This window comes from Archangium gephyra, assembly GCF_042230915.1.
Classification (GTDB): Bacteria; Myxococcota; Myxococcia; order Myxococcales; family Myxococcaceae; genus Archangium; species Archangium gephyra_B.
The window spans coordinates 11,871,672-11,895,924 of sequence record NZ_CP102578.1 but is presented as its reverse complement, the minus strand read 5'-3'; the positions used below and the strand labels follow the sequence as shown (position 1 = coordinate 11,895,924).

Here is a 24,253-nt window from a genome sequence, read left to right as displayed (position 1 = left end):
GTTCGGAGGCACGGTGAACGAGCTGTTCCGGCGGATGCTCTTCCTGCCGGAGCAGGCGTCCACGGTGGCCAAGGACGTGGACTTCCTGCACTACGTCATCATCACGACGGCGATGGTCGTGGCCACGCTCATCTTCGGGGTGACGGCGTACTTCCTCATCCGGTACCGGAGGCGCTCGGAGACGGAGGTGACGCGGAACGTGCAGACGACGCTGGGGTGGGAGGTGCTCTTCGTGGGGCTGCCGCTCACGACGTTCCTGGTGTGGTTCTTCATCGGCTACCACGACTTCATCCGGATGCAGACGCCGCCGCCGGACGCGATGGACGTGTACGTGGTGGGCAAGCAGTGGATGTGGAAGTTCACCTATCCCGAGGGCCCCAACGCCATCGGAGTCCTCCGGGTGCCGGTGGGCAAGCCGGTGAGGCTGCTGCTGACGAGCCGGGACGTCATCCATTCCTTCTACGTGCCGGCGTTCCGCATCAAGCAGGACGCGCTGCCGGGAGCCTATACCCAGACATGGTTCCAGGTGACGAAGCCGGGGAGCTACCGGGTGATGTGCGCGGAGTACTGCGGGCTGAAGCACTCGGAGATGTGGGCCGAGGTCCTCGCGCTCTCGGAGGAGGACTACGAGGCGTGGATGCAGGAGCAGAAGCGGGGCCTGGTGGCGCGCCGGGACGCCAGCCCGAGCGCCCCCGAGCGGGAGGAGCCGCACAAGCCCGCGCGAGCGGCGGCGCGCTACGACGCACAGTCGCCGCACGGCGAGGTGATGTACGGGGAGCGGGGGACGCTGGCGGAGCGGGGCGAGCGGGTGGCGGCGGAGCGGGGCTGCCTGAAGTGCCACACGGTGGATGGGACGGCGCACATCGGGCCGACGTGGCTGGACCTGTACGGGCGGCGCGAGCGGCTGACGAGCGGCGAGACGGTGGTGGCGGACGAGGCGTACCTGACGGAGTCGATGATGAAGCCGCAGGTGCGGGTGGTGGCGGGGTTCGAGCCGGTGATGCCGACGTTCCTGGGAGTGCTGGAGGCGGCGGAGGTGGCGGCGCTGGTGGAGTACATCAAGACGCTGCGCAGTGCGCGGCTGGAGACCATCCGGTCGGAGGGGCCCGTGTATGAACCCATCGGCGGGAAGTAGTCAGCCAGCCGTGACGTATCTCAACCACGAGACGACGGTGCGCTCGTGGCTGCTGACGCGCGACCACAAGCGCATTGGCGTGATGTTCCTGGTGGGAGTCATCTTCGCGCTGCTGCTCGGGGGCATCTTCGCGATGGTGCTGCGGATTGAATTGCTGACGCCGGGGCCGACCATCATCAGCGCGCTGACCTACAACCGGATGTTCACCCTGCACGGGGTGACGATGGTGTGGCTGTTCATGATTCCGGCGATTCCCTCGGCGTTCGGCAACTTCGTGCTGCCCATCATGCTGGGGGCCAAGGACGTGGCCTTCCCGAGGCTGAACCTGGCCTCGCTGTACATCTACGTGGCGGGCTCGCTGCTGACGCTGTTCGGGATGCTGTGGAGCGGAGCGGACACGGGGTGGACGTTCTACACGCCGTACAGCACGACGTCGCCCACGGCGGTGACGCCCATCCTGCTGGGGGTGTTCGTCATCGGCTTCTCCACCATCATCACGGGGCTCAACTTCATCACCACGGTGCACACGCTGAGGGCGCCGGGGATGCACTGGACTCGCATCCCGCTCTTCGTCTGGACCATCTACGGCACGTCGATCATCCAGGTGGTGGCGACGCCGGTGCTGGGGATGGTGCTGCTGCTGGTGTTCTTCGAGCGGGTGTTCGGGGTGGGCATCTTCGACCCGTCGAGGGGAGGGGACCCGGTGCTGTTCCAGCACATGTTCTGGTTCTACTCGCACCCGGCGGTCTACATCATGGTGCTGCCGGCGATGGGGGTGATTACCGAGGTGGTGTGTGCCTTCAGCCGGAAGAACATCTTCGGCTACAAGATGATCGCCGCGTCGACGTTTGGGATTGCGTTCGTGGGGTTCTTGTCGTGGGGCCACCACATGTTCGTGTCGGGGCAGTCGACGTTCGGCTCGGGCATCTTCGGGGTGCTGAGCATGCTGGTGGCCATCTTCACGGCCATCAAGATCTTCAACTGGGTGGCGACGATGTACGGCGGGAGCATCGAGCTGAGGGTGCCGCTGCTCTACGTGCTGGGGTTCATCTTCCTGCTGATGTTCGGGGGGATGACGGGGGTGGCGTTGGCGACGACGTCACTGGACGTGCACTGGCACGACACGTACTTCATCGTGGCGCACTTCCACTACATCATGGTGGGGGCGGTGCTGATGGCGTTCCTGGCGGCGCTGCACTATTGGTGGCCGAAGATGTTCGGGAGGCTGTACCCGGAGCGCTGGTCGTTCCTGGCGGCGATGACGATCATCTTCGGCTTCATCGTGACGTTCCTGCCGCAGTTCCTGTTGGGGAACCTGGGGATGCCGCGGCGCTACTACCAATACCCGGCGGAGATGCAGTGGCTGCACGTGTTGAGCACGGCGGGGGCGTCGCTGCTGGCGTTCGGCTTCGGGCTGATCGCCGTGTACCTGCTGTGGTCGCTGAGGTACGGCCCGGAGAGCGAGCCGAACCCGTGGGGCTCGAGGGGATACGAGTGGCACAGCGGCTCGCCGCCGGCGCCGCACAACTTCACGGAAGCACCGCGCTTCGAGCGCGAGGTCCACGACTACACCGTGCCCGAGGCGCCCCGTGTCTACTGAAACGTCGCCGTGGGAGGAGCACTTCGGGAGCCGGGAGAACCAGAGCAAGGCGGCGCAGCTGGGGATGTGGATTTTCCTGGGCTCGGAGGTGCTGCTCTTCACGAACCTGTTCGTGGGGTACGCGGTGTACCGGTACTACTACCCGGAGGTGTTCGTCGAGGCGAGCAAGCACCTGGCGACGGGGTGGGCGACGGTGCAGACGGTGCTGCTGGTGACGAGCAGCCTCTTCGTGGCGTTGGCGGTGCACTACATCCGGCAGGGGAGACAATTCCTGACGGCGCTGGTGCTGCTGGTGGCGATGGGGATGGGGGTGGGGTTCCTCGGCATCAAGGGGTGGGAGTACTGGAAGCACTGGACGGAGGGAGCGCTGCCCGGGGAGTTCTACCGGCTGGAGGACTTGCCGGTGCAGGGAGGGAGCCTGTTCTTCACGCTCTACTTCCTGCTCACGGGGCTGCACGCGGTGCACATGCTGGTGGCGTTGGGGCTGCTGGGGTGGCTGGTATGGGGAGCGGTGTCTGGGAAATACACGGCCGAGTACCACATCCCGGTGGAGGTAGGCGGGCTGTACTGGCACCTGGTGGATGTGTTCTGGCTGTTCATCTACCCGCTGCTGTACCTGGTGGAGTGAAGGGGGAGCACCATGGCGGAGAAGAAGAGGACGACCTGGGGGTACGTGGGCGTCTGGGTGGTGCTGGTGGTGCTGACACTGGCGACGTGGGTATTGGGGACGAAGGCGAAGCTGGGCCCGTACTCGTTGCCGACATCACTGGGAATCGCGGTGTTGAAGACGGTGCTGGTGGCGATGTTCTTCATGCACCTGGTGGAGCAGCGGGGGGCGAGGAGGGTGGTGCTGCCGGTGGCGGTGCTGTTCCTGGGGTTGCTGCTGGGCGTGAGCGTGTTGGAGGCAATGACCCGCATCCGGATGGCGAGGCCGGACGGAATCGACGAGGAGCTGGAGCCGAAGCGCCCGGCGTCGACAAGAACAACCCCCCCAGGTTCAGGACCCGAGAACCCGAGGTGGATGGGCAACTGAGGTTCCAGAACCCAACCCCGTCAACCTCCCCTCTCCCTCTGGGCAGGGCGAACGCATCTAAAGGTCAGTAAATACGGCCATCAAGACGCGTAGCAGATAATCGTTGTCCCAGCCGGCCAGCTTGCGTCGGCTGGGCACGCCCGGTTTTTCCGTCGACTCTCGCCTCAGAGCGGTCAAGGCCATGCGGCTGAGCAGCGCGAAGTTCTGAGCGCCGTTGTGGTCGCGGATGCGGCGCGAGTCCTCGCCCAGGCACACGTCCAGGCTCCAGTGCAGGCCATTCTCCACGCCCCAGTGGGTGCGGATGATTCGGGCGAGCTTGCGCGCCTTGGGTGGCAGGCTGGTGAGGTAGTAGTGCCACTGCACCTGCGTCTTGCCGCCCTGGGTGCGCTCACGCCGCATCATGACGGCCGTCTTGAGCTTGGGCCATGTGGAGGCCGACTTGGGACAAGCCTCGAGCTTGAGGGCAACAGCCCAGGCACTGCGCACCTCGTGCCGGCCATGCCCCTCTTCTTCGCTGCGAGAGTGGGAGTCCACCCGGGCACGCGCCTGGCCCTCACGCACTGGGGCGAACAAGTCCTGCACATACGCGTACAGCGGCCCGCGGTTGCCCTTGAGACACAGCACGTAGTCGGCCTGGGCCTGCACCACGGCCTGGGCTACCTGGGCCGTGCACCCGTTGGCGTCCACCGTTACCACCGCCCCCTTCAAGTCCAGCAGCGCCAGCAGCTCGGGTATGGCCTTCACCTCCCCGGGCGCCCCCTGCACAGCCGCTTGTGCCAGCAGCAACCTCTGCTGCGTGGCCCACACGTGCACCAGGTGCAGCGGTGAGCCCGCCAGCGCCTTGCCCAAGGCGCCTCGCACGCTCTTGCCGTCCACCGCCACTACCTCCTCGCGCAGTGTCTGGGCCATCTCCTGTACCCAGCTGCGGAAGCACGCCTCGAAGGCCTGGGGCCTGAGTGCGCAAAACACCCGGCGAAATGTGTCCGCGCTGGGCACTCCATGTGGAATTTCCAAGAAGGTGGCGAACCATCTGGCCCTCGTCCTGGCGAACAGCGCCAGCTGCTTCCACCCGTCTGCCCCGGCTATCACTCCACACAGCGCCATCACCAGCACGTTGAGCAGTGCATGCCGTCTGGTACGCGCCACACGCGGGTCCCTCAGCGTGCCGAAGTGCTTGAGAATCAGCTCAACGACCTGCCCGCCCTCTCCCTCGCCCTGCCCCATTGCCGCCCCCATATGGGAGCCACCCTATGGAGCCAGTCTGACCTGGCAGGTGGGCCACCTGCCAAGTCACTGATTTCCTTGCCCTTTAGATGCTTTTCCCCTGCCCTTCGGGAGAGGGACGGGGTGAGGGTGCCCGGGTCCCAGGTTGAGTCCGTGGCAAGCCCCCTCTCCCTCTGGGAGAGGGCTGGGGTGAGGGTCTACGCAGGCCTCTCCACCGTGGCCCCGAGTTCTGCGAGGAAGGCGTCCGGATCCGCGAGCGAGACGAACACACGGCGAGCCATCACGGGGACAATGACACTCATCCTGTGAGGCTGTCGCAAGCGCACCTCGACGACGTTCTGGAGCGAGCCGATCAGCCCCACGGCGTCCGAGCCGAGCCGCCAGCCGATGCCGCGGTAGAGGGGCCAGGGCACACGTGCCGTGCCGCTGACATCCGCGCGAGGGACACGCGCCTCGAAGGAGCCGAAGCGGAAGGTGACGGAGTCAGGCTCCACCTCGACATAGGAGCGAGAGCGGGTGCCCCCGAACAGGGCGAGCAACGGGTACCAGGCCCCGAGTTTCATGGCATGTCGCATGGTCGTCCCCCCGTGGACAGAGAGGGCACAGGGTAAGCACCCGGAGGACACGCCTCCATCCGCCCCAGTGCTCCTGGGGTTTGACCGTTGCTTTCGAAACGGAGTTCTCACCTCGGCTAATACGGGTAGCGGCGGTCCCGCGAGGCGACGAGGCGGACCATCATCGGAGCGTGGTAGCGCGGGTCCATGCCGAGCGCCAGGCTCAGGTCCAATCCGGGCAGCTCCCAGGTGCGCTCGGACTGCTCGAGGACCACGGGGTCCTCATCCGTGAGCTCGGCCTCGGACTCGAGGTGCCCGAGCTTGCCGGGGCCGAAGCGGGAGATGAGCCGCGCGGCGAGCGGCTCGTAGACGGCCCTTCGCTCCTGCCCCAATCGCAGCCAGCACGCGTCGATCTGCTCCTGCGGTGCTTCCTGGAGGTAGCACTCCACCTGCGGGTTGTCCGAGCGCTGGATGACGAGCACCGCCGGGGGATGTCCCTCGAAGCGCATCACGCGGATGTCCACGGTGCCGAAGGGCTCCAGGCGCGCGTCCGAGGCCAGGACCTCCACGGCCAGCAGCTCGCGCCCGGCCTCATCCGTCCAGCCGGTGGGCCGCGGCTCCGTCTCCGTCACCTGTGCTTCGGGAAAGCGCGCGCGCAGGCTGTCCGCGGTGGTGCTCCAGCCGATGGGCCCGAACACGTCGGGCAGGGGCGTCTGCGCGGGGCTGGCGGCGGGAAGCGGCGCGGTGGCACGGCAGGCACAGAGCAGGGTGAGGACGAGGAGCCACAGGGAACGGTGCATGGCGGGGACCGATGCACGGCGCGGGCCGTCAGTTCAACCTTCATTATGATGGCGGCACTGAAACTGAATTTCCCTTATTCCAACCAAAAGCTGTTTTTGTTATGGTTTGGGGAATAACCGTAACGGAGGCCGCATGCGACTGAGCGTTCTGGGTGGTCTGTTGGCGACGGCGCTGATGGTGGGTTGTGGTGCCCCGATGGAGCAGGAAGAGGGGACCGAGCTGTCCACGCAGGAGGCGCAGCTGCCCGACTGCTCGACCACCGGTGACACCCTGCGCAGCTACTACCGCGATGCGAGCTACACGGACCTGATCGGGCAGCGGGGTTGCTCGTGCGGCATGTGGATGAGCTGGGGCACGACGTCGGTGTACAACCAGCTCACCCCGGAGTGCTAGGCCGCCTGCTCAAGGCGCCCCGCAGTGAAAGCCCGCCGCCGTTCGCCTCGCGGCGGGCTGTAGTCGCAGGAGCACCCCGCTCCAGGCTCGCGCTCAGGGGACCACTTGCAGGGCCCACTCGTTGCCGGTGCCGGTGTTCCACGAGGTGACGCCCTGGGCGGTGTCGGGGCGGTGCAGGGAGTCCCCCTTCCACGACTTGAGCTGCACCTTGCTGCCCGTGCACTCGACGGTCCACGTGTTGCCGACGCCCCTGTTCCACGAGGTGACGGCGGCTGGCCATCGGGACGGTGCAGGAAGTCGCCCTTCCACGACTTGAGCTGGATTTCCGCGCCACAGTAGGGGAACGGCTGCGCGGCGGGCGTGGTGGACAGCAGGGCGGAAGCAAGGGTCGCGAGCATCCTGGGCATCTCCTCACATCAAGGGTTCGTGTCTGACTGGAGGTCTGCCTGGCGGAGGGCACTCGTTCGAGCGCCGTCCCTTGGGCGTGCCTCGCGGGGGTGCTTCACCAAGAGCCAGGCCACACCCTCCGAGCCGGAGCCGGAAGTGAGGAGTGGGAGTGGATTCAAGGCCTTGGTGGCGCGGTGGGGAGCGCCGGCGGACCGCTGACGCGTCCGGCAGGGAGCCGAGTGGGGAGTGCCTCCTGCGCGCGGCCCACCCATTCCCAGACATGCCGGGACGGGCGTGGAATCATCCAATCCCAATGCAGTGTTATGAATGATACGAATTGAAAAGCCTGTCAGACGGCTCCCTTATACCCAGACACGCGGCGGGGACGTTCCCTGGCCGCGAGACCCGAGAGGGTCTTGTCCCGGAGTGGGAGCACACCATGGCGAAAGCACACACCCTGAGCGACAACTTCAATGACAACTCGACGGACACCAGCAAGTGGCTCCCTTTCGGCACGTATCGGGAGGTCAACCAGCGCCTGGAGCTTCGCCTCGAGGGGAGCAGCAAGACCGCCTCGGGCTACACGTCCAACGTCGCGTATGACCTGACGGACTCCAGCTTCACGCTCGAGGTCCTCCAGACGCTGAGGCCCGTCCTGGGGGCGCGCACCTTCTTCCGGGCGTTCGTGACCGAGGAGGTGAATGAGGTGGGTTTCCTCGTCGAGAACGGCATCCTGTATTGCGGCCAGACCGTTGGGGGGACGCGCACCGCGCTCGCGAGCGTGCCCTACGAGCCCGCGCGGCACCTCTGGTGGCGGCTGCGCGAGAACTCGGGGACGACGTACTGGGAGACCTCGGGGGATGGCAAGAGCTGGAGCGTGCTGGCCAGCAAGGCGGACCCGATTTCGCTCACCGCCGTCAAGCTGTCCTTCGGCGCCGGACGGGATCTGCAGTTCCCCTCGTTGGGGCTGGCCATCTTCGACTCGGCCAACACCCCGGACGCGGGCCTCCCCCGCCGGGTGGAGGAGCGGCGCCTGTCGGCCCAGCGCGTGCGCGAGCAGGCCGCGGAGCTCGCCGCCGCGCGTCCGCACGCCGCGCACGTCAACAACAACGACGAGGTGAACTACCCGGGCCAATCCTTCGTCGGCAACTACTCCAAGGGCCTGCGCCACGACTCGGTGGGTGACCCGGAGCCCGTCTCCTACGGCTCGCTGTTGCGTGCCCTGGAGAGCCGCGACCCCGGTGACTTCGAGGAGATCCTCCTGGGGGGCGCCAAGAAGCTGACCAATCCGCAGGCGGGGCTCGCCTTCGACCTGGAGGCCCCGGACGCCCAGGCGTTCACCCTGCCCCCCGCGCCGCGCTTCGACAGCGAGCAGGCGGCCGATGAGCTGGGAGAGCTGTACTGGATGGCCCTGGCCCGCGACGTGCCCTTCATCCAGTACGCCACCGAGGCCGGCACCTCCGGCAGCATCCTCCAGCGTGCCATCGACTCGCTCAACAACGAGTTCCCCAGCTTCGGCGGCACGCGCACCGTCACCGCGCAGAACCTCTTCCGCGGCATCTACCCCGGCGAGCAGGTGGGCCCGTACGTCTCGCAGTTCCTCCTCAAGGGCAACGTGGACCCGCGCAAGCCGGCCGGCCAGGGGCGCGACGCCACCGATGGCTACATCACCTACGGCTCGCAGGTCATCGACCAGCGGCAGTGGACGGTGAAGGGCTTCCCGGAGATTGGTGCCGCCGCCGACTACCTCACCCGCTTCACCGAGGACTGGCTGCCGGTGCAGAACGGCCGGGATGACCGGGGCAAGGACCAGCTGGACCTGACGCAGCGCCGCTTCATCCGCAACCTGCGCGATGGGGCCAACTACGTCCACTTCGACCAGGTGGTGAACGCCTTCTACAACGCGGCCTTCCTCCTGATGTCCGAGCCCACGGGAGACCAGAAGCAGGGCAGCACGGCGGGCACGGGCCGGCCCATGGTGGACCTGGAGTTCCCCTACAACCCGGGCAACCCGTACGATCCGCCCGGTACGGCGGGTGACTCGCGCACCCAGGTGGGCTTCGCCACCTTCGGCCCCATCCACCTGCTGCAGACGCTCATCGAAGTGGCCGGACGCGCCGGGCGCGCCGTGTGGTGGCAGAAGTGGGGCGTGCACCGCCGCCTGCGCCCCGAGGAGTTCGGCGGGCGCGTGGACAACACCCTCAACAACCGGCGCTCCTACCCGTTCAGCGCCGGCATCCGGAACTCGCTCGGCAACACCACCGGAGGGCTCGGTCTGCCCTTCAGGGCGCGCTACGGCAGCGGCACGTACCTGCTGCCCCAGGCCTACCCCGAGGGCGCGCCCACGCACCCGGCCTACGGCGCGGGCCACGCCACCATCTCCGGCGCGTGCGTCACCATCCTCAAGGCCTTCTTCGACGAGAAGACCCCCGTCGAGAACCCCGTGGTGTCCAACGCGGATGGCACCGCGCTCGTGGCCTACGCGGGTGCGGACGCCTCGCAGCTGACGGTGGGCGGCGAGCTCAACAAGCTGGCCGGCAACCTTGCCCTCTTCCGCAACGCCGCTGGCGTCCACTGGCGCAGCGACTACACCGAGTCGCTTCCCCTGGGCGAGAAGATCGCCATCGGCCTGCTCCAGGAGATGAGCCGCACCTTCAACGAGGACGACGCCTTCTTCCAGCTCACGAAGTTCGACGGCACCACCATCCGCATCTTCGATGGCTGCGTGGAGCCCGTCCCCGCCTCATGAGGTGATGACGCCGCACGGCCGGCCGGGGACCACACTTCCCCGGCCGGTTCACGCGGCTCATTCCCAGTCGTATTCCAGGTCGAGGATCTTCCCCGCGGCGTCCAGGCGGAAGGTCCACTTGAGCGAGACATCCTCGCCGTACACCGCGCGGTAGACGCGCTTGCGCGACTCGCCGTCCCGCCGGTCCTCGAGCAGCGTCATCCGGCGCAGGGGCGGCTGGAGGGCGTTGTCCGGGGTGCCGAAGCTTCGCAGCATCGGCACCAGCTCCTGCTGGGCGCTCGGCGCGAAGGCGGCGTCCTCGAGCGTGCCGTTGAGCAGGCCGTCCACCGCCCCGCGGAGCACCGCCGTCAGGGCCGGCTCCGCGTCCGGGATGCCAGGCGCGTCCAGCTCCGGCAGCGGCGGCAGGTAGAGGCTCGCGATGTTGGGGGCCAGCAGCGGCAGCAGCCCCTGCGCGTTGGTGAGGACGATGACCGTCAGCTTCTGCTCCGGCACGCGCAACACGTCGGCGAGCGAGCCACCCCCGGCATGCCCGAAGGTGGACAGGCCCCGCAGTCTGCCCAGGCTGAAGGCCACGCCGAAGCTGCCCTCGCGGCCATCGTTCAGCTTGAAGGCGGTGGCGGCGGCCCGCTGCGTCTCGGGGCTCAGCAGCGTGCCCTGGTCCATGGCCACGGCCCAGCGGGCCAGGTCCTTCACGCAGGAGAACGCTCCGCCCGCGGCATAGGTGTGCGGGGGGTAGAGGAACCAGGAGCGCTGCTGCACGCCGTCCGCGTAGCGGTAGGTGGTGGCGCGGCGCGGGATGACATCGGCGATGCGCACCGGCCCCTGCTGCCGGGCGTGCTCGTAGCGCGTGCACGTGAAGCCGAGCGGCTCGAAGACGCGGGTGCGCAGCAGCTCCTCGAAGCGCTGGCCCGTGACTTTCTCCAGGACATGGGTGAGCACGACGAAGTCCGTGAGGCCGTATTGGCTGCGCTCGCCGGGCGGGGAGGCCAGGGGCTCCTTCCGGGCGGCCTCGTACCGCTCGGCGACCGAGGCGCTGGTGCTCGTCTGCTCGTCGGCACCATCCTTCAGCCCCGACACGTGGGCGGCGAGGTGCCGCACGGTGAGCGCCTTCCAGCTCTCGGGCGCATCGGGCAGGTACTTCGACAGGGGCTCGTCGAGGCCGAGCTTCCCCTCCTGCACCAGCAGCATCACCAGCGTGCCGGTGAAGATCTTCGTGGCGGAGGCGATCTGGAAGGCGGTGTCGGGCCCGGACTTCGCCTCGGACTCCAGGTCCGCGAGGCCGTGCGTGGAGAGGTGCTCGATGCGGCCGTCGCGCACGATGGCCACGGCCGCGCCGGGGACGTGGTTCTTCTCCAGGACGGCCTGGAGGTAGCCGTCCGTGCGGGTGGAGGAAGAGGTCGCGCAGCCCGGGGGGAGCAGGAGCGCGGCCAGAAGCAGAAGGGCTTGGGTGCTCGAACGCATGCCGCCCGGGTAGCAGGTGAGAAAAGGCGTGTCGACAAGGTCTTGCCAGCCGGGCTCCACTTCCTTAGCTTGTGGCGAAGGTGCCGAGGGGCGCCTGCCCGAAAAGACGACGTCACCCTCGCTTCACCCCGCGGTTCGACATGTTCTCGATGAGTTCCTTCCACGGCCCCTGAACGGGTGAGGGCCGACGACGAGGGATTTGTCATGGGAACAGAGTCCCGCACTGTGACTCCCCACAGCCTCCGCGAGTGCAAGGTCCGGGCATCCATCCTGCTCAAGGATCTGCTGTCCGCCGAGCCCTCCCGCGCCACGAGGGCCGCGGAGCGGCTGTGCGCCCTGCCTGCCTTCGCGCGCGTGTCTCCCGGCGAGCTGCTCGCCCGCAGGGACTCGGTGCGCCGCAAGCACGCGCTGGCCGTCATCGCCCATGAGCAGGGCCATGCCTCCTGGGCGGCGCTCAAGCAGGCGCTGGGCGAGGAGGAGGTGCCCCAGCTCGACACGGAGGCGTTCTTCTCGAGGAACCGCGGCGCCTTCCTCAACCGCTGGTTCTCCTCCTACGAGGAGGCGCTCGCCTCGCTGCGGGCGCGGGGAGGCTACCTCTTCCCCTTCCGCGAGCAGTTCTTCATCACCGACGCCGGCTTCCTCGCCGCGCTCGGGGTGGACCCCGCCGACGCCGACTGGGCGCGGATGGGCTTCAACTGGGTGGAGCCGCTCGACCCGGCCGCCCGTGCACGGCTCGAGCAGAAGCTCATCGCGCTCGGCTACGCGGGCTGACGCACCCGTCATTGCTTCACGACGCTTCACGACTCACGACCTGGAGGAGACACGTATGTCTGTGAATGACCCTGGAGCCCAGCAGGGCGGCCCGTCGCGCCGCGCGGAGTTGAAACGAGCCTACAAGGAGAAGCCTCCCCCGATGGGGGTGTACGCCGTGCGCAACCACGCCAATGGCAAGGTGCTGGTGGGCTCGAGCGTCAACCTCCCGGGGATTCTCAATCGCACCCGCTTCGCGCTGTCCACTGGCTGCTACCGCACGCACCCCGCGCTGCAGGAGGACTGGAACCGCTACGGCGCCGACAGCTTCTCCTTCGAGGTGCTCGACGTCCTGCCTCCCACGGAGGAGCCCCGCGCGGATCCGAAGGAGGAGCTGAGTGTGCTGGAGGCCCTCTGGCTCGAGCGGCTCCGCCCCTATGGCGACGCTGGCTACAACGGCTCGCCGGCGTGAGCGGGCCGTGGCGCTCCGTACGAGGTGGCCTGTACGGAGCGCCGCCGTGGCTCAGGCCCCCGGTGTCACTGGCACGCGGCCACCAGCCGGCGCTCGGGCCGCGCTTCCCAGTGACGCTGATGGAAGGCGTAGCCGGCCACCAGCGGCAGGGTCACCGTGGCCTCGCCATACACCATCTGCTCGGCGGTGGTGGCCACCTTCCCCCAGCTGCTCGCCTCGCGCAGCGTGGAGCCGGAGAGGGCCCCATCCCGCTCGTCCGCCACGGTGAGCTGCACGGCGTACTTGTGCATGGCCACCGGCTGGCCGACGAAATCGGCCGCCACCACCACGTCCTGGGCGAAGTTCTTCGGCACGCCACCCCCCACCATGAAGAGGCCCGAGTCCTTCAGGGCGAGCCGGCAGCGCGTCAGCTCCAGGAAGTCCCGGGCGCTGTCGAGCGAGAGCCGGGGCTTGCCCTCGCGGGACCACTGGTGGTGGACGAGCCCGAAGCCCGCCGAGCAGTCGCTGAAGGCCGGGCAGAAGATGGGGACTCCCGCCTCGTGCGCGGCGAGCACCACGCTCTCCCGCGTCTTCCCATGACGGGCGAGGTAGGCGCCCATCTCCCCGATGAACTCCCGGGACGAGTAGGGGCGGGGCTCCAGCTCGCTGGCGAGCCGGGCGATGGTGGCATCGCACTCGCGCAGCTCGTCCTCGTCGATGAAGGTGTCGTAGATGCGGTCGATGTGCAGCTCGCGCAGGGTGTTGTCGTCCGCGTGGGGGCTGCCTCGGTAGTGGCGGAAGCCCAGGGCCTCGAAGAAGTCCTGGTCCACGATGAGCGCCCCGGTGGAGACGATGGCGTCCACCATCCGGTGGCGCACCAGGTCCACCACCACCTGCTTGAGGCCCGCGGAGAAGAGCGAGCCGGCCAGGCACAGGATGACGCCGCAGTCCGTGTCCTCGAGCATGGCGTCGTAGAGGGTAGCGGCGCGGTGCAGGTTGCGAGCCTGGAAGGCCATGTGGCCCATGGCTCGCACGAGCGGACGGACGTCATGCGCCTTGATGTCGATGTGCTCGATGGTGTCCCGGAGCAGCTCTGCCTTGATGGGAGTCATGCGGTGTGCTTCCAAGCGACCGGTGGAACGTCCCGGGGGCCTGGGCCGCGAGCAAAGACCACCCGGAGCGTCCTACGGCCCGGCACGGAGTGCGGGCCGCCATCGGAGCGCCGGATGGCTGCAACGGCGCCCTCTCTGACATGAAAAGGGCGCCGCTTCAAGCGGGGCGCGTCAGGTGTCTGTCTTGGGGCCCTCGGAGCCGCCGGCTTCCTTCGTCTTCTTCGCCGGCTGCTTGTCCTTGAGCGTGCCCAGGCTCGTGCTCCACCACTCCGGGCACAGCAACAGGAAGAGGCCACCAAACACGACCATGCCCACCAACGAGACCAGAATCAGTTCCATGTGTTCGTCTCACTCATTCGCGACGTCAATGCGTGTCATGACGCCGGCCCCGGCCCGTGCGATGAGGTGGCACCTCCTCCGCGGCCGTGGTCCGGCTCCTCAGGCTCTCGACGGGCGGAGGGGTGGCGTGGCGCGGATGTGCCAGGACACACCTCTCCCGTGCGGAACAGCGCGGGGAGGGCTCAAATGAGGAGCGTGCGGATGCGGAGGAAGACGGGGGGGCCCTGGGCCTGGGGCATGTCCCAGAGGGCGAGCGAGAGGCGGCTGCCACCCTCGGGAGCCTTGAAGAGGAGCCCCATCGGCGGAGGTGCCGGAGGGATCGCGAGCGAGGCGGCGTGGCTGGAGACGTCCACGAGGGCTGGTGCGGGGAGGTCCCGGTCCAGCGCGTCGCAGCAATCCTTGCGCACCATCGCCTCATCGGGCGAGGCGTTGCGCGCTTCCTTCTCTTCGTGCGGGCAGTGGCAGTTGCGGGTGGTCGCGGCTTGCTTCGGGCAGTAGTGCGCGAGCCCCACGCCGCTGGCGACGGCCTGCCAGCCGAGCAGAAGAGCCAACGTGAAGATGCGAAGTGCCAGCGCCACGGTGCCCCTTCCTATACGTGGGCCGGGTACTGGCCGCAACCGGGGCTGCCCGCCGTCTACCCGGCCAGGTACACGGCACTCGGGGCGCCGACGTAGTCGATGACCCGGTCCCGCCGCATCCCGAGCCGCTCCGCCACGCGGAGGGAGGCCACGTTGTCCACGTCGATCAGGGCCACCACCGGAACGTCGGGGATGTGCTTCCGGGCCAGCGTCAGGGCCACGCGGGCCACTTCCGTCGCATACCCCGAGCCCCACCACTGGGGGCTGAAGCGGTAGGCGAGGTTGAGCACCGTCTGTCCTTCGAGCTGCTTGTGGCGCACGCCGCTGAAGCCCACGACGGTCCCCGGCGCGTCGAGCCGCTCCACGGCCCAGTACCCCACGCCGAGGCGCGCCCAGTCTTCCAGCCAGAGCGCCAGCAGCTCGCGCGCGGCGTCCAGGGAGCGCACGGGCCCGGAGCGGCTGAAGCGGTTCGTCTCCGGGTCCGCATGGATGGTGAACACCGCGTCCAGATCGCTCTCCTGGAGGCGGCGCAGCAGGAGCCGCTCGGTCGTCGTGCGCTCGAAGTGCTGAATCATGGCCGCGCAGATTGCGCCCGAGGCGGACTCGCGCGCAACACGGCGCGCCCTAGTCCGCCGTGGCCTGGGCCTGGGAGAGGGCCATCAGGTCCTGCGCGCTGCCATTGAAGTAGCTCTGGTCCACTGCTCCGGGGATGCCCGGCACCGTGCCGCTCTCCGAGTACTGCCAGAAGAGCCAGCGCTTCCAGCCCGGCGGCAGCTTGGGCTCCGTCGCGTGGCTCGTGTATTGGGCGAGCCAGAGCGGGTGGTCCACGAAGTAGGGGTGGTTGCAGAAGCTCATCTGCCACGTCTGGTGATTCGTGTAGATCATCGGCTTGCGCCCGAGCTCCTTCTCCACCCCCTGGGAGAAGCGCTGGAGCATCCCCGAGAGCTGCTCGCACGTGAAGCCCTGGTACTCGGTCTTGAACTCCTCCACGTCCACCACCGGGTGCAGCTCGCCGGGGTCGCTCTTCAGGTGCCGGGTGAAGAGCGCCACCTGCTGGTCCACGTCATGCTTCGGGTGGAAGAAGTGGTACGCCCCCCGCGGCAGGCCCGCCTTCTTCGCTCCGCTCCAGTGCGAGGCGAAGCGCGGATCCACCACGCCCGTGGAGTCCGTCGCCTTGATGAAGACGAAGGACGTGGAGCTCTTCACGCGATCCCAATCCACCGTCGGCTGGTAATGCGAGACATCGATGCCCCGCGCCCGCGCCGCGACCTGGTGGGCCGCGGGGGTCTGGGTGGCGGTGGGAGCGGCCGTGCTGGGCTCCTGCACCGCGCTGGCTTCGGCGGAGGCGGGGGCCACGGCCGGCGCGGCGGGTGCAGCCACCGGGGCCGCGGCTACCGCCACGGGTGCTGTTGCGGCGGGGGGCCGAGGCGGAGCCTCCGGTGAGGTGCAGGCCACGGTCAACATCAGGGGTCCCAGCAGCTTCAGCGACTTCATGCGTTCATTCCACGAGGTCATTGCCGTGCACTCCTTCAGTAGACGACGAAGCTCAGGGTGAGGTTGGGGCGTACGCGCTGCGTGCCGCCCAGGGGCAGGTGGACGCCTCCGCCCAACACGAGCCCCAGCTCCCGCCCATTCAGGGACGGGGTGTAGGTGACGAAGGCATCCCCACCGCTGCCCTCCAGCGACAGGAAGTCCGAGGAGAGCCCTCCGGCGAGGCCCACCGGCCCCCACTTCACCACCCGCGCCGAGGCCCCCACGCGCAGCAGGCTCTCGGAGCGGAACGAGGTGCCCATGGTGGCCATCCACGACGGGCCCCACTTCAGCCCGCCCGGCGGCCCCTCCAGCGGCGCATTGGCATAGGTGAAGCTCGCATCCACCAGCCGGGCCGACGCCAGCTCCCGGTACTTCCCCGTGCCATCCGCGGAGACCTCCTGCAGCTGGATGCGCTCGGTCATCAGCGAGCCGTTCGTCTGCTGCAGCACCGTGCCCTCCACCCGGAAGAGCTGCTGGAGTTGGAGCTCCTCGTCGCCCTGCACCCAGATGTTGGGGTCCTTGAGCTGGACGCGGCCTTCCGGGTCCGTGAACTCGTAGGCGATGACCGGGTGGGCCGAGGGCACCGCGGGCTCGCCCGAGGGCGGCGGGGAAGGGGGCACCTCGTGCGCCGTCTGCGTCCCTCCGTGCTCGCGCTGCTGGAGCCGGAAGGTGGCGTCGGAGAGGCTCTTCACGGCGAGCGCATGCTCGCGGCGGAACTTCTCGAAGTCCGCGTCCTTGGCCGTGAGCAGGGCCTGGTACTTCTCATCCACCGTGGCCTGGGTCACCAGGTGGGCGCGCGCCGTGCCCAGCTCGGTGTTCAGCGCCTGCATCTGCTTCTCGCTCTCGGTGAGCTTGCCCTGGAGCTGGCGCTGGTACTCGTTCTCACGGCGCTCCCAGTCGGCGTCCCGGTAGCGGTGGTAGGCGTACGCACCGCCCGCCGCCGAGCCGAGGGCCACCAGCAGGAACGCGAGGGGTTGGGTGGGAATGCGGCGTGACATGGATCTCCTCCGGGGGAGGGCGCGCTCCCCGGCGCACCGCGTCCATGCGGTGCCGGCAACGATTGAGACCCGTGGCCGTTTTTCCCGGGCAACGCCCCCGATGGAATTTCGGGGGGGCGAGGGCAGCGGTGACGACAGTCAGATGACGTCCGGGCTTCCCACTTGTGAATGGGTGTGGGAGGCCCGGTGTTTCGCGCGTGGGCGCGACGCTCACTCCCGGGGGAGCACGCCGAGCAGCACCAGGTCCACCAGCGACGCGAGCCAACGCTTCGAGAGGTCCGCGTGCTCAAGCATCGCCCGGTGGATGATGGCGCCCACCAGCGCGGAGATCAGCTGCTCGCCGTTGGCTCCCGCGCGCTCCGCGCGCGCGCCTCACCCGGGAGCGGCTGGCCGAGGCGCTTCGCCGTACCGTCGCGGACGAGGCGATGCGCGCGCGGGCCGCAGCCCTCGGGGAGCGGATTCGTGCCGAGGACAGCGTCGCCGAGGCCGCCGCGCACTTCGGGCGCCTGGCCTCCTCGCTCCGCGCGGCGTGAGCCTGGGGGCGCAGGCACGGTGTCCCGGGCAAGGGGGTCCTCCCTTGCCTGCCTTGAAGGGGAGCAGCCAGCCCTCCCCGTCCGAGGGCCCGGGTCGTTCCGCGCTTGCGCAGCCGGGCGGGCTCGACGCGGCTGGCTGCCCTGCCTTGCCGGGAACCGTTCAGGGTCACACGTTCAACCCGATGGAATGGGCTCCGGGAGGGACGGGATGCTGCAACCGCTGATGGCGCTGCTGGCCGTGGCCAGCCTCGGCGCGGCAGAAGGAACGGCGACTCAGGCGCGCTGCACGGTGGACACCGGGGCGGGGTCGGTCACCGTCCTGCGCACCGAGGACTGCGCGGAGCTGACGCAACTGCGCGAGGAGCGGGAGACGCTGCGCCAACGCCTGGCCGAAGCGCGGCGGGAGCCCCAGGACCGCGGTGATGACGCCACGGGTGGCTCCGGTGAAGAAGGCACCGTCGAGCCGCCGCCGTCCGCCGAGCCCCCGTTGCCCGCCGCGCCGGTGGAAGCGAACCCCCCCGAGGAGCGGAGCGCGGTGACGGAGGAGTTGCGCGCGCTGCGCCGGGAGGTGGCCGAGCTGCGCCAGTCGGTGGCGGAGGCCGAGGCCCGCCGCGCCCTCCCCGCCGCTCCGGTGCAGGCGGCGAAGGCCGAGCCGGTGCTGGAGGAGAAGTCGGAGCGCGAGGAGGCGCTGGAGCTGCTGCGCAACACGAACATGCTGACGGTGCAGAACGCCGACCCGGCGGAGCGCGAGGTGCTGGGCGAGGTGAACGTGGCCAACCGGACGCAGACGGGCGAGGTGGGCTTCGTGCTGCAGCCGCAGGTGCGGGTGGGCACGCCGTGGAAGGTGGAGTTCGGCGCGGGCGCGCAGTTGCAGAACCTCGCGGGCGAGCAGGAGGGCACCACGGGGGCGGTGTCGGCCTATGCGCTGGGCCAGCTCGTGGACGAGAAGGGCGCGCGGCCCCAGCTGGCGCTGTGGGGCCAGGTGACGAGCCCGCAGGGCGAGGAGGGCGTGAGCGCGGAGGCCCGCGTGCTGGCGACGAAGACGTTCGGCCAGACGCGGCTGCACGGCAACGTGGGCTACAGCGCTCGCCAGGACACGGAGGATGACTACCTGCTGGGGCTCGCGGCGGACCATCCCATTGGAGACAGGCTGCTGCTGCAGGGGGACGCGTACTACGTGAATCCCCTCGGGGCAGAGGACGCGTCGGTGAACGCGAGCGTGGGCACGGGCCTGCGGGTGGGCTCCTCGTTCGTGGTGACGGGGGCGGTGGGGGTGAATGCGACGAACGAGGACGTGGCGCCGCGGCTGTTGTTCGGGGTGCTCGGGCGTATCTAGGGAGGAGCCATGCCGCTGCTCTACCTGCTGATGGGATTGGGACTGCTGGCGCTCTGGGTGGTGGCCCTGGTGCAGGGCGGCGTGGTGGGCTGGTTCCTCTGGCTGACCTTCGGGGTGGCCGTCGGCGTGGTGACGCTGGCCATCCTCAACTTCGCCTACGAGTGGAGGCGGAGGGCGACGTGAGCAGGGGCCGCGTGTGCGCGGCGGTCGAGAGGAGGCAGGCCGTGGAGAGCTGGAAGATGCCCGAGAAGGACCTGTCGACGAACGAGCTCGTCCGGCGGGCGATGAGCGAGGCGCGGCTGTTGGCCAAGGCGGAGCTATTGCACGCGAAGGTGGAGCTCGCGGAGGAGGTGCGGGCGGCCCGCGCCTCGGGCATCTTCGTGGGGGGCGGCGCGGCGCTGGCGCTGGTGGGGCTGGCGCTGCTCTTCGTGGCGGGCGCGGCGGCGCTGGCCCTGCCCATGTGGGCCGGGGCGCTCATCGGCGCGGGCGTGGCCTTCGTGCTCGCGGCCGTGCTCGGGGCGGTGGGCTGGACGAAGCTGCCGAAAAAGCCCATGCGGCACACCCTGGAGCGCATGTCGATGGACCTCGAGGAGCTCCGGCAGCACATCGAGCTCACGAAGCACTGAGGCCGCGTGCTTCCGGTGCTCAGCGCAGCCAGCCGATGAAGCCCTGCAGGGGCCGGCCGATCGAAGCCGAGGGCTCATCGACCCGGACGCTGGTGGCGAGGAGCTCCTCCAGGGAGGTGCGGGCCTCGAAGCGGGAGCGCTCGGCCACCCGGAGTGACTCGAAGGAGTGCATCGCGCATCCGTCCCTGTCCTGGGGGCGGCGCGCCACCACGGCCATGAGCAGGTACGCATCGTCGGGAGAGAAATCGAGCACCACCAGCCAGGGGTACCTCGTGCGGTGCTCCACCCGGGGCACGCTCCCTCCCTCCACCCGGTAGAGCGCGGGCGGTGGCTCCATCGAGGCGATGCAATCGCCGCCGTACCCGCGATAGGTGGTGACGTAGGCCACGGGCTGCTCATGCATCCAGGCCACGTGCTGCGCGAAAAGGGGATGGAAGTCCGGGGGCGCCTCCAGCTCCTGGCCATTCCACAGGGGGGCGGGCGGCTGCCGCTCCCAGCGAGGCTCGGAGGGGAGCAGGAGCAGATGCTGACCATCGGGGGACAGGGAGCCTCGTGCGTGGCGCTCCCGTGCGCTCCCGCCGAGCCGCAGGGTGACGAAGCTGCCGGTCGACCAGGGTTGATCCGGTGGCGTCTTGCACTGCAACGAGAAGAAGAACTCCCCGCGCTCCACCGGCCAGCCTCGGGGTTGGAGCAACCCCCGCTCGGGAGAGGTGAACACGGTCTCCCGGCGGCCGCTGGCAAGCTCCACCGCCTCGACGGTGGCGAGCGGGCAGCCCCGCGGCCGCCCGCGGGACTTCTTCTCGAACGACTCCAGCACGTACGCCACCCGGCTTCCATCCGAGGACCAGAGGATGGCCCCGGCACGGACGTCCCCCTCCAGGGGCGTGTGTTCGCGCAGGTCCACCAGCAGGCGGCGCTCCGTGCCGTCGGCGTTCACCACCCAGAGCAGGCTCCACCCCGCGATGGCGGTGGTGCCAGGGCGTCCGGCGGTCTCCACGTAGGCCACCCGGCGCCCATCCGGAGAGATGGCCACGCCATTCCACCCCAGCTCCGTTCCGGCCAGCGGCGTGGCCACCACCCGGCCTGTCCGGGTCAACGCGTAGCCCGTGTCTCCGGAGGGCGTCCGGACCCACAGGTTGGACTGCTCGAATCGCAGCAGCCACGGCCCTGGCCCCGTCCGGCCAGGGTCAGGCGCGGGCTCCGGCACGACGGGTGGTGCCGGACGTGCACCCAGGCACCCCAGGCCCAGGAGCAGCAGGGCCGTGACGGCCAGGCGCTTCCCGCGCATGCGCTGCGTGCGTTGCATTCTCCGCCTCCAGGGTCCGCGAGGTGTTGCCCTTCCCAGGATGAACCCGGGCATGCCCCATGTGCATGCCCGGCGTCCACCCTGGTAACGGCCCGGGGTGTTCCCCCGGTGATGAGGACTACGGGTCGATGGTGACGCTCGCCGAGGCGGTGTTGTCCTGGTCCGCGGTGTCGTACTGCACGCCCGTGACCTCGACGGAGGTGGTGACGCTGCCCACGCTCGTCGGCCGGACCACCACGCTCACCGTCGTGGAGGCGCTACCCATCAGCCCACCGAGATCACACCCCACCGCCAGCCCGTTGCGCTTGCACTGGCCTTGCGCGCTGGAGACCGAGACGAAGTCCGCGTTGGCCGGCAGCTCCTGCAACACGGTCACCTGGGTCTCGGGGAACGTGCTCTGGTTGGTGACGGTGAGGGTGAACGTCAGGTTCGTCCCCACCGGGCTGGGATTCGCGGACGCGGAGAGGCTGGCGGACAGATCGGTCGGTGCGGCGACGACCTCGCACGCATCTCCCTGCCCGTTGGCGTCCAGGTCTTCCTGCCCCGGGTTGGGGGCCATGACGCAGTTGTCGTCCACGTTGACCACGCCGTCCCCATCCGAGTCGAGCGCCGCGCCCACCGTGTAGAGGGAATCGGGGTCGAACTCCTCACTGGAGAAGGGCGCACCCGACAGGGACGCACTCCCTTCGGCATTGCGGCGGAAGTCGAAGCGCAGCTTGGACCAGTCCTCGTGACCCTCGAGGAGCGTCTGGACCTTGTCCTTGCAGCCCCTGGGCTCGAACCAGGTGATGTCCACCGGTTGGGGGGCCGGCTGGATGATCCCGTCGCCGCTCCAATCCACCTCGACCGAATTCGCCGGGGCCTGCAAGATGTCAGTGCCGTTGGTCGCCCAGTAGATGGTGTCCAGGGGGAACGGGATGATGGAGTGCTCGTCCATGTTGCGCTCATCCAGCGGCTCGAGCACGCTGTCGGAGTAGTCCAGCTTGCGCGAGGGATGCACGTCCTTGGCCTGGAAGAAGTAATTCATGACGCTCACGTAGTTCGGCTTGCAGTTGGTGTCGTCCGCACCGCCATGGCGCAGGCCCAGGGTATGGCCGAGCTCGTGCATGTACGTGCCAGCCACCAGCTCGTTCATCCCGCACTTCAGGCCCTGGTCGGCACCCACGTCATCATCCGGCGTGCAGGACTGTCCATCGCCTCTCGCGTCCCGGAGGCCCTTGGCGAAGTTGGCATCGGTCGCGGGGTCCTTGTCGAGGATGGAGATGAGCAGGTCATTCCCACCGTACTCGGCGATACCCGTGGCCTTGGCCTGCGCTTGCCGGTGGGCGAAGAGCGCATAGCGGGTGGAGATATTGCGGGCGCGCAGGATGTTCAGGCAGTTGGCGTTGCCGAGCCGCTCCGACGAGCGGCCGAGGGAGGCCGTGCCGCAGAGGTTCTGCACGTCCCCGTACTTGTAGTCCGAGAAGTACTTGAGCGGGCTGGGGATGGGGATGTCGGTGCGGAGGGTGCCGTTCTGGAAGAAGGCGAGGGTCTGCTCCTCGGCCACCGCATCATCGATGAAGTGGTGCAGCCGGATGCCATGCCGGGCGAAGGCGTCATGCACGGCCTTGAGCCGCAGCGGGTGGGGCATGTGGCTGTGCGCCGTGTCCTGCATGTAATCCAGCTCGACGATGAGATCCTTGATGAGGGGGTGGGTCCTGTAGAGCCCGGGCAGATCCAGGTCCACCGTGCCATCCTGGTTGAAGTCGATGCCGCTCTGCTCCCAGTGGTCGGCCAGGGCATCCTCGTCCGAGTCCAGATGCTCTCCGCGCACGAGGAGGAACTGGCCGCTGCTCGTCTTCGCGTAGAAGGCGACCCGGTGATCTCCCCGCCGCTGCTCACGCGTGGCGCCGGAGAGGTCGGTCCGCGCATTGGCGATCTCCGGGTAGGCGGACCCGTTGCCGCTGCTGAACTCGGAGACGACCTGGTCTCCAATCGAGTCACCGACCTGGATGACGGGCATCGGCATGGACAGCTTCACCGTGGGATCCGCGTTCACGCCGTCCACATCGACGCGGACGGTCCAGATGCCCTTCTGGGCGGTGAAGGTGCCCATGGCGTTGGCCTTGTCGGGCGTGGCCACGAAGGTGACGACGAAGCTGTCATCCAGGACGCCCGCCTCGCCGAGCGGCTGATGGGCCACGGCGATTCGCGAGTTGTTGTCGTACGAGGCGAAGCGGTAGGCGGAGCCATCGATGTCGAAGCCGAGCTCTCCGAGCCTGCACAGCTCGCCGCTGTCACACGTCCCGTCCCTGTTGCCGCTGTTGTCCCGCTGGACGTGCTCCACCTTCACGCCCGAGAGCCGCACGAGCTTGCGGCCACCGGCGTTGAGCTGGAGGCTGGCGAAGATGCCCGCCGGGGAGTCCTGGTCATGGGTGGGAAGCAGCGTGCAACCCGGCGTGGTCTCGCCGTAGAAGACGATGACGCGCCCATCCGGGCTGATGGCGGCGAAGCGCCCCAGCTTCGAGAAGCAGGAGGCGTCGGCGATGGTCTCCTTGCTGCTCAGGTCATAGGGGGTCAGCGAGATGGGACCGGTGAGCAGGTTCTCGTTGAAGACGACCCGGCCGTCGTTGGCCAGGGCCGGCCGGACCGACCAGCTGACCGGCAGCTCGTGGGCGACCGAGTCCTTGGTGACCAGGTAGTTGGTGACGGAGTTGCGGATGGCGGCGAAGGCCATCTGGCCATTGTCATTGAAGGCGGGCCATGCGCCCACGGAGGTGTAGCGCGTTCCGCTCCGCTCGACGATGGTGTTGGTCTCCTGTCCGGTCCAGATGCGCTCCCAGTAGCTGGTGGTGAGCGAGTCCTGGGAGGCCACGTGGCCGGCGGTGTTGATGCGCGGGCCCGAGCCATACCTGCGGCTGGAGGACGCCAGCGGCGTCAGGGTGGTGGACCCATTGTCGATGAAGAGGTTGTCCGCGCCCGAACTCACCTTCGCCACGAAGGTGACCCGGCCTTGATCATTGATGGCGGGCGCCTCGTTGATGAGCTGCTGAGAGGGGTTGGCCGGATTGACCGGCGCGACCAGCCCCTGGCCCGACATCGCCACCACGTCGAGCTTGTAATACCTCCCGGAGATGCTGGTTCCCTGCGTGATGGGCTGCTCGAGCGTGGGCCGCGCGCTGGGTGCTTGCGCGGGCTCGCTCTCCCAGCAACCACTGCCCATCACTCCCATCAGACAGACAAGTCCCCCCCCAATGCTTCTTCAATGGCACAAGATCCTCGTATTGGTGCAGGTGTTGAGACGCGGCTCCGCTCCTCGTCCAGCGCCAAACCCAAGCGGAAAGACTGCCAACGGCAGAGCGGGCGGCCTGCAAA

24 protein-coding genes are annotated in these 24,253 nt (G+C 68.7%); 11 read left to right on the top strand and 13 right to left on the bottom strand.

Annotated elements, in window-relative coordinates; all coding sequences use genetic code 11:
• The first annotated feature begins 13 nt into the window (after window positions 1-13).
• From coxB to NR798_RS47275, 4 genes are read left to right on the top strand one after another with little or no spacing between them, the layout of a single operon-like run.
• A complete protein-coding gene (gene coxB, locus NR798_RS47290; RefSeq protein ID WP_375773928.1) occupies window positions 14-1,135 on the top strand; it encodes a cytochrome c oxidase subunit II in 1,122 nt (373 codons plus the stop codon).
• Window positions 1,113-2,735 (top strand): cbb3-type cytochrome c oxidase subunit I, encoded by a 1,623-nt coding sequence (locus tag NR798_RS47285; RefSeq protein WP_375769237.1) that lies wholly within the window; start codon window positions 1,113-1,115, stop codon window positions 2,733-2,735. The genes coxB and NR798_RS47285 overlap by 23 nt, the downstream gene beginning before the upstream one ends.
• Window positions 2,725-3,363 (top strand): cytochrome c oxidase subunit 3 family protein, encoded by a 639-nt coding sequence (locus NR798_RS47280; protein ID WP_375769236.1) that lies wholly within the window; start codon window positions 2,725-2,727, stop codon window positions 3,361-3,363. Before NR798_RS47285 ends, NR798_RS47280 begins: the two co-directional genes overlap by 11 nt.
• Before the next feature lie 12 nt (window positions 3,364-3,375).
• Window positions 3,376-3,768 (top strand): cytochrome C oxidase subunit IV family protein, encoded by a 393-nt coding sequence (locus NR798_RS47275; protein ID WP_375769235.1) that lies wholly within the window; start codon window positions 3,376-3,378, stop codon window positions 3,766-3,768.
• A gap of 57 nt (window positions 3,769-3,825) precedes the next feature.
• Here the strand turns inward: NR798_RS47275 and NR798_RS47270 are convergent, their stop codons facing one another.
• The 3 genes from NR798_RS47270 to NR798_RS47260 form a co-directional block, all read right to left on the bottom strand.
• Window positions 3,826-4,992: an ISAs1 family transposase gene (locus NR798_RS47270; RefSeq protein ID WP_375765512.1), complete on the bottom strand. Its 1,167-nt coding sequence runs from the start codon at window positions 4,990-4,992 to the stop codon at window positions 3,826-3,828.
• A 197-nt stretch (window positions 4,993-5,189) separates the two neighbouring features.
• Window positions 5,190-5,567: a hypothetical protein gene (locus NR798_RS47265; protein ID WP_375769234.1), complete on the bottom strand. Its 378-nt coding sequence runs from the start codon at window positions 5,565-5,567 to the stop codon at window positions 5,190-5,192.
• A 116-nt stretch (window positions 5,568-5,683) separates the two neighbouring features.
• The gene (locus NR798_RS47260; RefSeq protein WP_375769233.1) at window positions 5,684-6,346 is read right to left on the bottom strand and encodes a hypothetical protein; all 663 of its coding nucleotides are present in this window, start codon (window positions 6,344-6,346) and stop codon (window positions 5,684-5,686) included.
• A gap of 133 nt (window positions 6,347-6,479) precedes the next feature.
• Here NR798_RS47260 and NR798_RS47255 point away from each other — a divergent pair, with 133 nt between their 5' ends.
• Complete coding sequence (locus NR798_RS47255; RefSeq protein WP_375769232.1) at window positions 6,480-6,740, top strand: hypothetical protein; 261 nt, start codon at window positions 6,480-6,482, stop codon at window positions 6,738-6,740.
• A 93-nt stretch (window positions 6,741-6,833) separates the two neighbouring features.
• Here the strand turns inward: NR798_RS47255 and NR798_RS47250 are convergent, their stop codons facing one another.
• Window positions 6,834-7,049: a hypothetical protein gene (locus tag NR798_RS47250; RefSeq protein ID WP_375769231.1), complete on the bottom strand. Its 216-nt coding sequence runs from the start codon at window positions 7,047-7,049 to the stop codon at window positions 6,834-6,836.
• 517 nt (window positions 7,050-7,566) lie between these two features.
• Between NR798_RS47250 and NR798_RS47245 the strand changes: the two genes are divergently transcribed.
• A complete protein-coding gene (locus NR798_RS47245; RefSeq protein WP_375769230.1) occupies window positions 7,567-9,876 on the top strand; it encodes a vanadium-dependent haloperoxidase in 2,310 nt (769 codons plus the stop codon).
• A 57-nt stretch (window positions 9,877-9,933) separates the two neighbouring features.
• Here the strand turns inward: NR798_RS47245 and NR798_RS47240 are convergent, their stop codons facing one another.
• Window positions 9,934-11,337, bottom strand: a complete 1,404-nt coding sequence (locus NR798_RS47240; protein WP_375769229.1) for a serine hydrolase domain-containing protein — start codon at window positions 11,335-11,337, stop codon at window positions 9,934-9,936.
• 204 nt (window positions 11,338-11,541) lie between these two features.
• Between NR798_RS47240 and NR798_RS47235 the strand changes: the two genes are divergently transcribed.
• Window positions 11,542-12,108: a hypothetical protein gene (locus NR798_RS47235; protein ID WP_375769228.1), complete on the top strand. Its 567-nt coding sequence runs from the start codon at window positions 11,542-11,544 to the stop codon at window positions 12,106-12,108.
• A gap of 55 nt (window positions 12,109-12,163) precedes the next feature.
• Window positions 12,164-12,559 (top strand): GIY-YIG nuclease family protein, encoded by a 396-nt coding sequence (locus NR798_RS47230; protein WP_375769227.1) that lies wholly within the window; start codon window positions 12,164-12,166, stop codon window positions 12,557-12,559.
• Window positions 12,560-12,624: 65 nt separating this feature from the next.
• Here the strand turns inward: NR798_RS47230 and NR798_RS47225 are convergent, their stop codons facing one another.
• The 6 genes from NR798_RS47225 to NR798_RS47200 all read right to left on the bottom strand — a co-directional run bounded on the left by NR798_RS47225 (window position 12,625) and on the right by NR798_RS47200 (window position 17,098).
• Window positions 12,625-13,650, bottom strand: coding sequence for a deoxyhypusine synthase (locus NR798_RS47225; RefSeq protein ID WP_375769226.1), 1,026 nt, complete (start codon window positions 13,648-13,650; stop codon window positions 12,625-12,627).
• A 171-nt stretch (window positions 13,651-13,821) separates the two neighbouring features.
• Window positions 13,822-13,989: a hypothetical protein gene (locus NR798_RS47220; RefSeq protein ID WP_375769225.1), complete on the bottom strand. Its 168-nt coding sequence runs from the start codon at window positions 13,987-13,989 to the stop codon at window positions 13,822-13,824.
• Window positions 13,990-14,171: 182 nt separating this feature from the next.
• On the bottom strand, window positions 14,172-14,567 hold the full coding sequence (locus NR798_RS47215; RefSeq protein WP_375769224.1) for a hypothetical protein: 396 nt from the start codon (window positions 14,565-14,567) through the stop codon (window positions 14,172-14,174).
• Window positions 14,568-14,623: 56 nt separating this feature from the next.
• Window positions 14,624-15,142, bottom strand: a complete 519-nt coding sequence (locus NR798_RS47210) for a GNAT family N-acetyltransferase (protein WP_375769223.1) — start codon at window positions 15,140-15,142, stop codon at window positions 14,624-14,626.
• 49 nt (window positions 15,143-15,191) lie between these two features.
• Window positions 15,192-16,061 (bottom strand): glycoside hydrolase family 25 protein, encoded by an 870-nt coding sequence (locus tag NR798_RS47205; protein ID WP_375769222.1) that lies wholly within the window; start codon window positions 16,059-16,061, stop codon window positions 15,192-15,194.
• A 35-nt stretch (window positions 16,062-16,096) separates the two neighbouring features.
• A complete protein-coding gene (locus tag NR798_RS47200; RefSeq protein WP_375769221.1) occupies window positions 16,097-17,098 on the bottom strand; it encodes a hypothetical protein in 1,002 nt (333 codons plus the stop codon).
• A 741-nt stretch (window positions 17,099-17,839) separates the two neighbouring features.
• Here NR798_RS47200 and NR798_RS47195 point away from each other — a divergent pair.
• The 3 genes from NR798_RS47195 to NR798_RS47185 are packed head-to-tail and all read left to right on the top strand — an operon-like array spanning window position 17,840 to window position 19,593.
• Window positions 17,840-18,967, top strand: coding sequence for a hypothetical protein (locus tag NR798_RS47195; protein ID WP_375769220.1), 1,128 nt, complete (start codon window positions 17,840-17,842; stop codon window positions 18,965-18,967).
• 9 nt (window positions 18,968-18,976) lie between these two features.
• Window positions 18,977-19,150, top strand: coding sequence for a hypothetical protein (locus tag NR798_RS47190; RefSeq protein ID WP_375769219.1), 174 nt, complete (start codon window positions 18,977-18,979; stop codon window positions 19,148-19,150).
• 41 nt (window positions 19,151-19,191) lie between these two features.
• Window positions 19,192-19,593, top strand: coding sequence for a phage holin family protein (locus tag NR798_RS47185; protein ID WP_375769218.1), 402 nt, complete (start codon window positions 19,192-19,194; stop codon window positions 19,591-19,593).
• 19 nt (window positions 19,594-19,612) lie between these two features.
• Here NR798_RS47185 and NR798_RS47180 read toward each other — a convergent pair whose 3' ends face one another.
• Complete coding sequence (locus NR798_RS47180; RefSeq protein ID WP_375769217.1) at window positions 19,613-20,899, bottom strand: TolB family protein; 1,287 nt, start codon at window positions 20,897-20,899, stop codon at window positions 19,613-19,615.
• Window positions 20,900-21,017: 118 nt separating this feature from the next.
• Complete coding sequence (locus NR798_RS47175; RefSeq protein WP_375769216.1) at window positions 21,018-24,101, bottom strand: hypothetical protein; 3,084 nt, start codon at window positions 24,099-24,101, stop codon at window positions 21,018-21,020.
• Window positions 24,102-24,253: the final 152 nt, after the last annotated feature.

Coding starts and splice junctions, on each gene's coding strand:
- NR798_RS47285 (WP_375769237.1), top strand. CDS start 1,113: ATGAACCCATCGGCGGGAAGTAGTCAGCCAGCCGTGACGTATCTCAAC.
- NR798_RS47275 (WP_375769235.1), top strand. CDS start 3,376: ATGGCGGAGAAGAAGAGGACGACCTGGGGGTACGTGGGCGTCTGGGTG.
- NR798_RS47270 (WP_375765512.1), bottom strand. CDS start 4,992: ATGGGGCAGGGCGAGGGAGAGGGCGGGCAGGTCGTTGAGCTGATTCTC.
- NR798_RS47265 (WP_375769234.1), bottom strand. CDS start 5,567: ATGCGACATGCCATGAAACTCGGGGCCTGGTACCCGTTGCTCGCCCTG.
- NR798_RS47260 (WP_375769233.1), bottom strand. CDS start 6,346: ATGCACCGTTCCCTGTGGCTCCTCGTCCTCACCCTGCTCTGTGCCTGC.
- NR798_RS47255 (WP_375769232.1), top strand. CDS start 6,480: ATGCGACTGAGCGTTCTGGGTGGTCTGTTGGCGACGGCGCTGATGGTG.
- NR798_RS47245 (WP_375769230.1), top strand. CDS start 7,567: ATGGCGAAAGCACACACCCTGAGCGACAACTTCAATGACAACTCGACG.
- NR798_RS47240 (WP_375769229.1), bottom strand. CDS start 11,337: ATGCGTTCGAGCACCCAAGCCCTTCTGCTTCTGGCCGCGCTCCTGCTC.
- NR798_RS47235 (WP_375769228.1), top strand. CDS start 11,542: ATGGGAACAGAGTCCCGCACTGTGACTCCCCACAGCCTCCGCGAGTGC.
- NR798_RS47230 (WP_375769227.1), top strand. CDS start 12,164: ATGTCTGTGAATGACCCTGGAGCCCAGCAGGGCGGCCCGTCGCGCCGC.
- NR798_RS47225 (WP_375769226.1), bottom strand. CDS start 13,650: ATGACTCCCATCAAGGCAGAGCTGCTCCGGGACACCATCGAGCACATC.
- NR798_RS47220 (WP_375769225.1), bottom strand. CDS start 13,989: ATGGAACTGATTCTGGTCTCGTTGGTGGGCATGGTCGTGTTTGGTGGC.
- NR798_RS47210 (WP_375769223.1), bottom strand. CDS start 15,142: ATGATTCAGCACTTCGAGCGCACGACGACCGAGCGGCTCCTGCTGCGC.
- NR798_RS47205 (WP_375769222.1), bottom strand. CDS start 16,061: ATGAAGTCGCTGAAGCTGCTGGGACCCCTGATGTTGACCGTGGCCTGC.
- NR798_RS47200 (WP_375769221.1), bottom strand. CDS start 17,098: ATGTCACGCCGCATTCCCACCCAACCCCTCGCGTTCCTGCTGGTGGCC.
- NR798_RS47195 (WP_375769220.1), top strand. CDS start 17,840: ATGCTGCAACCGCTGATGGCGCTGCTGGCCGTGGCCAGCCTCGGCGCG.
- NR798_RS47190 (WP_375769219.1), top strand. CDS start 18,977: ATGCCGCTGCTCTACCTGCTGATGGGATTGGGACTGCTGGCGCTCTGG.
- NR798_RS47180 (WP_375769217.1), bottom strand. CDS start 20,899: ATGCAACGCACGCAGCGCATGCGCGGGAAGCGCCTGGCCGTCACGGCC.
- NR798_RS47175 (WP_375769216.1), bottom strand. CDS start 24,101: ATGGGCAGTGGTTGCTGGGAGAGCGAGCCCGCGCAAGCACCCAGCGCG.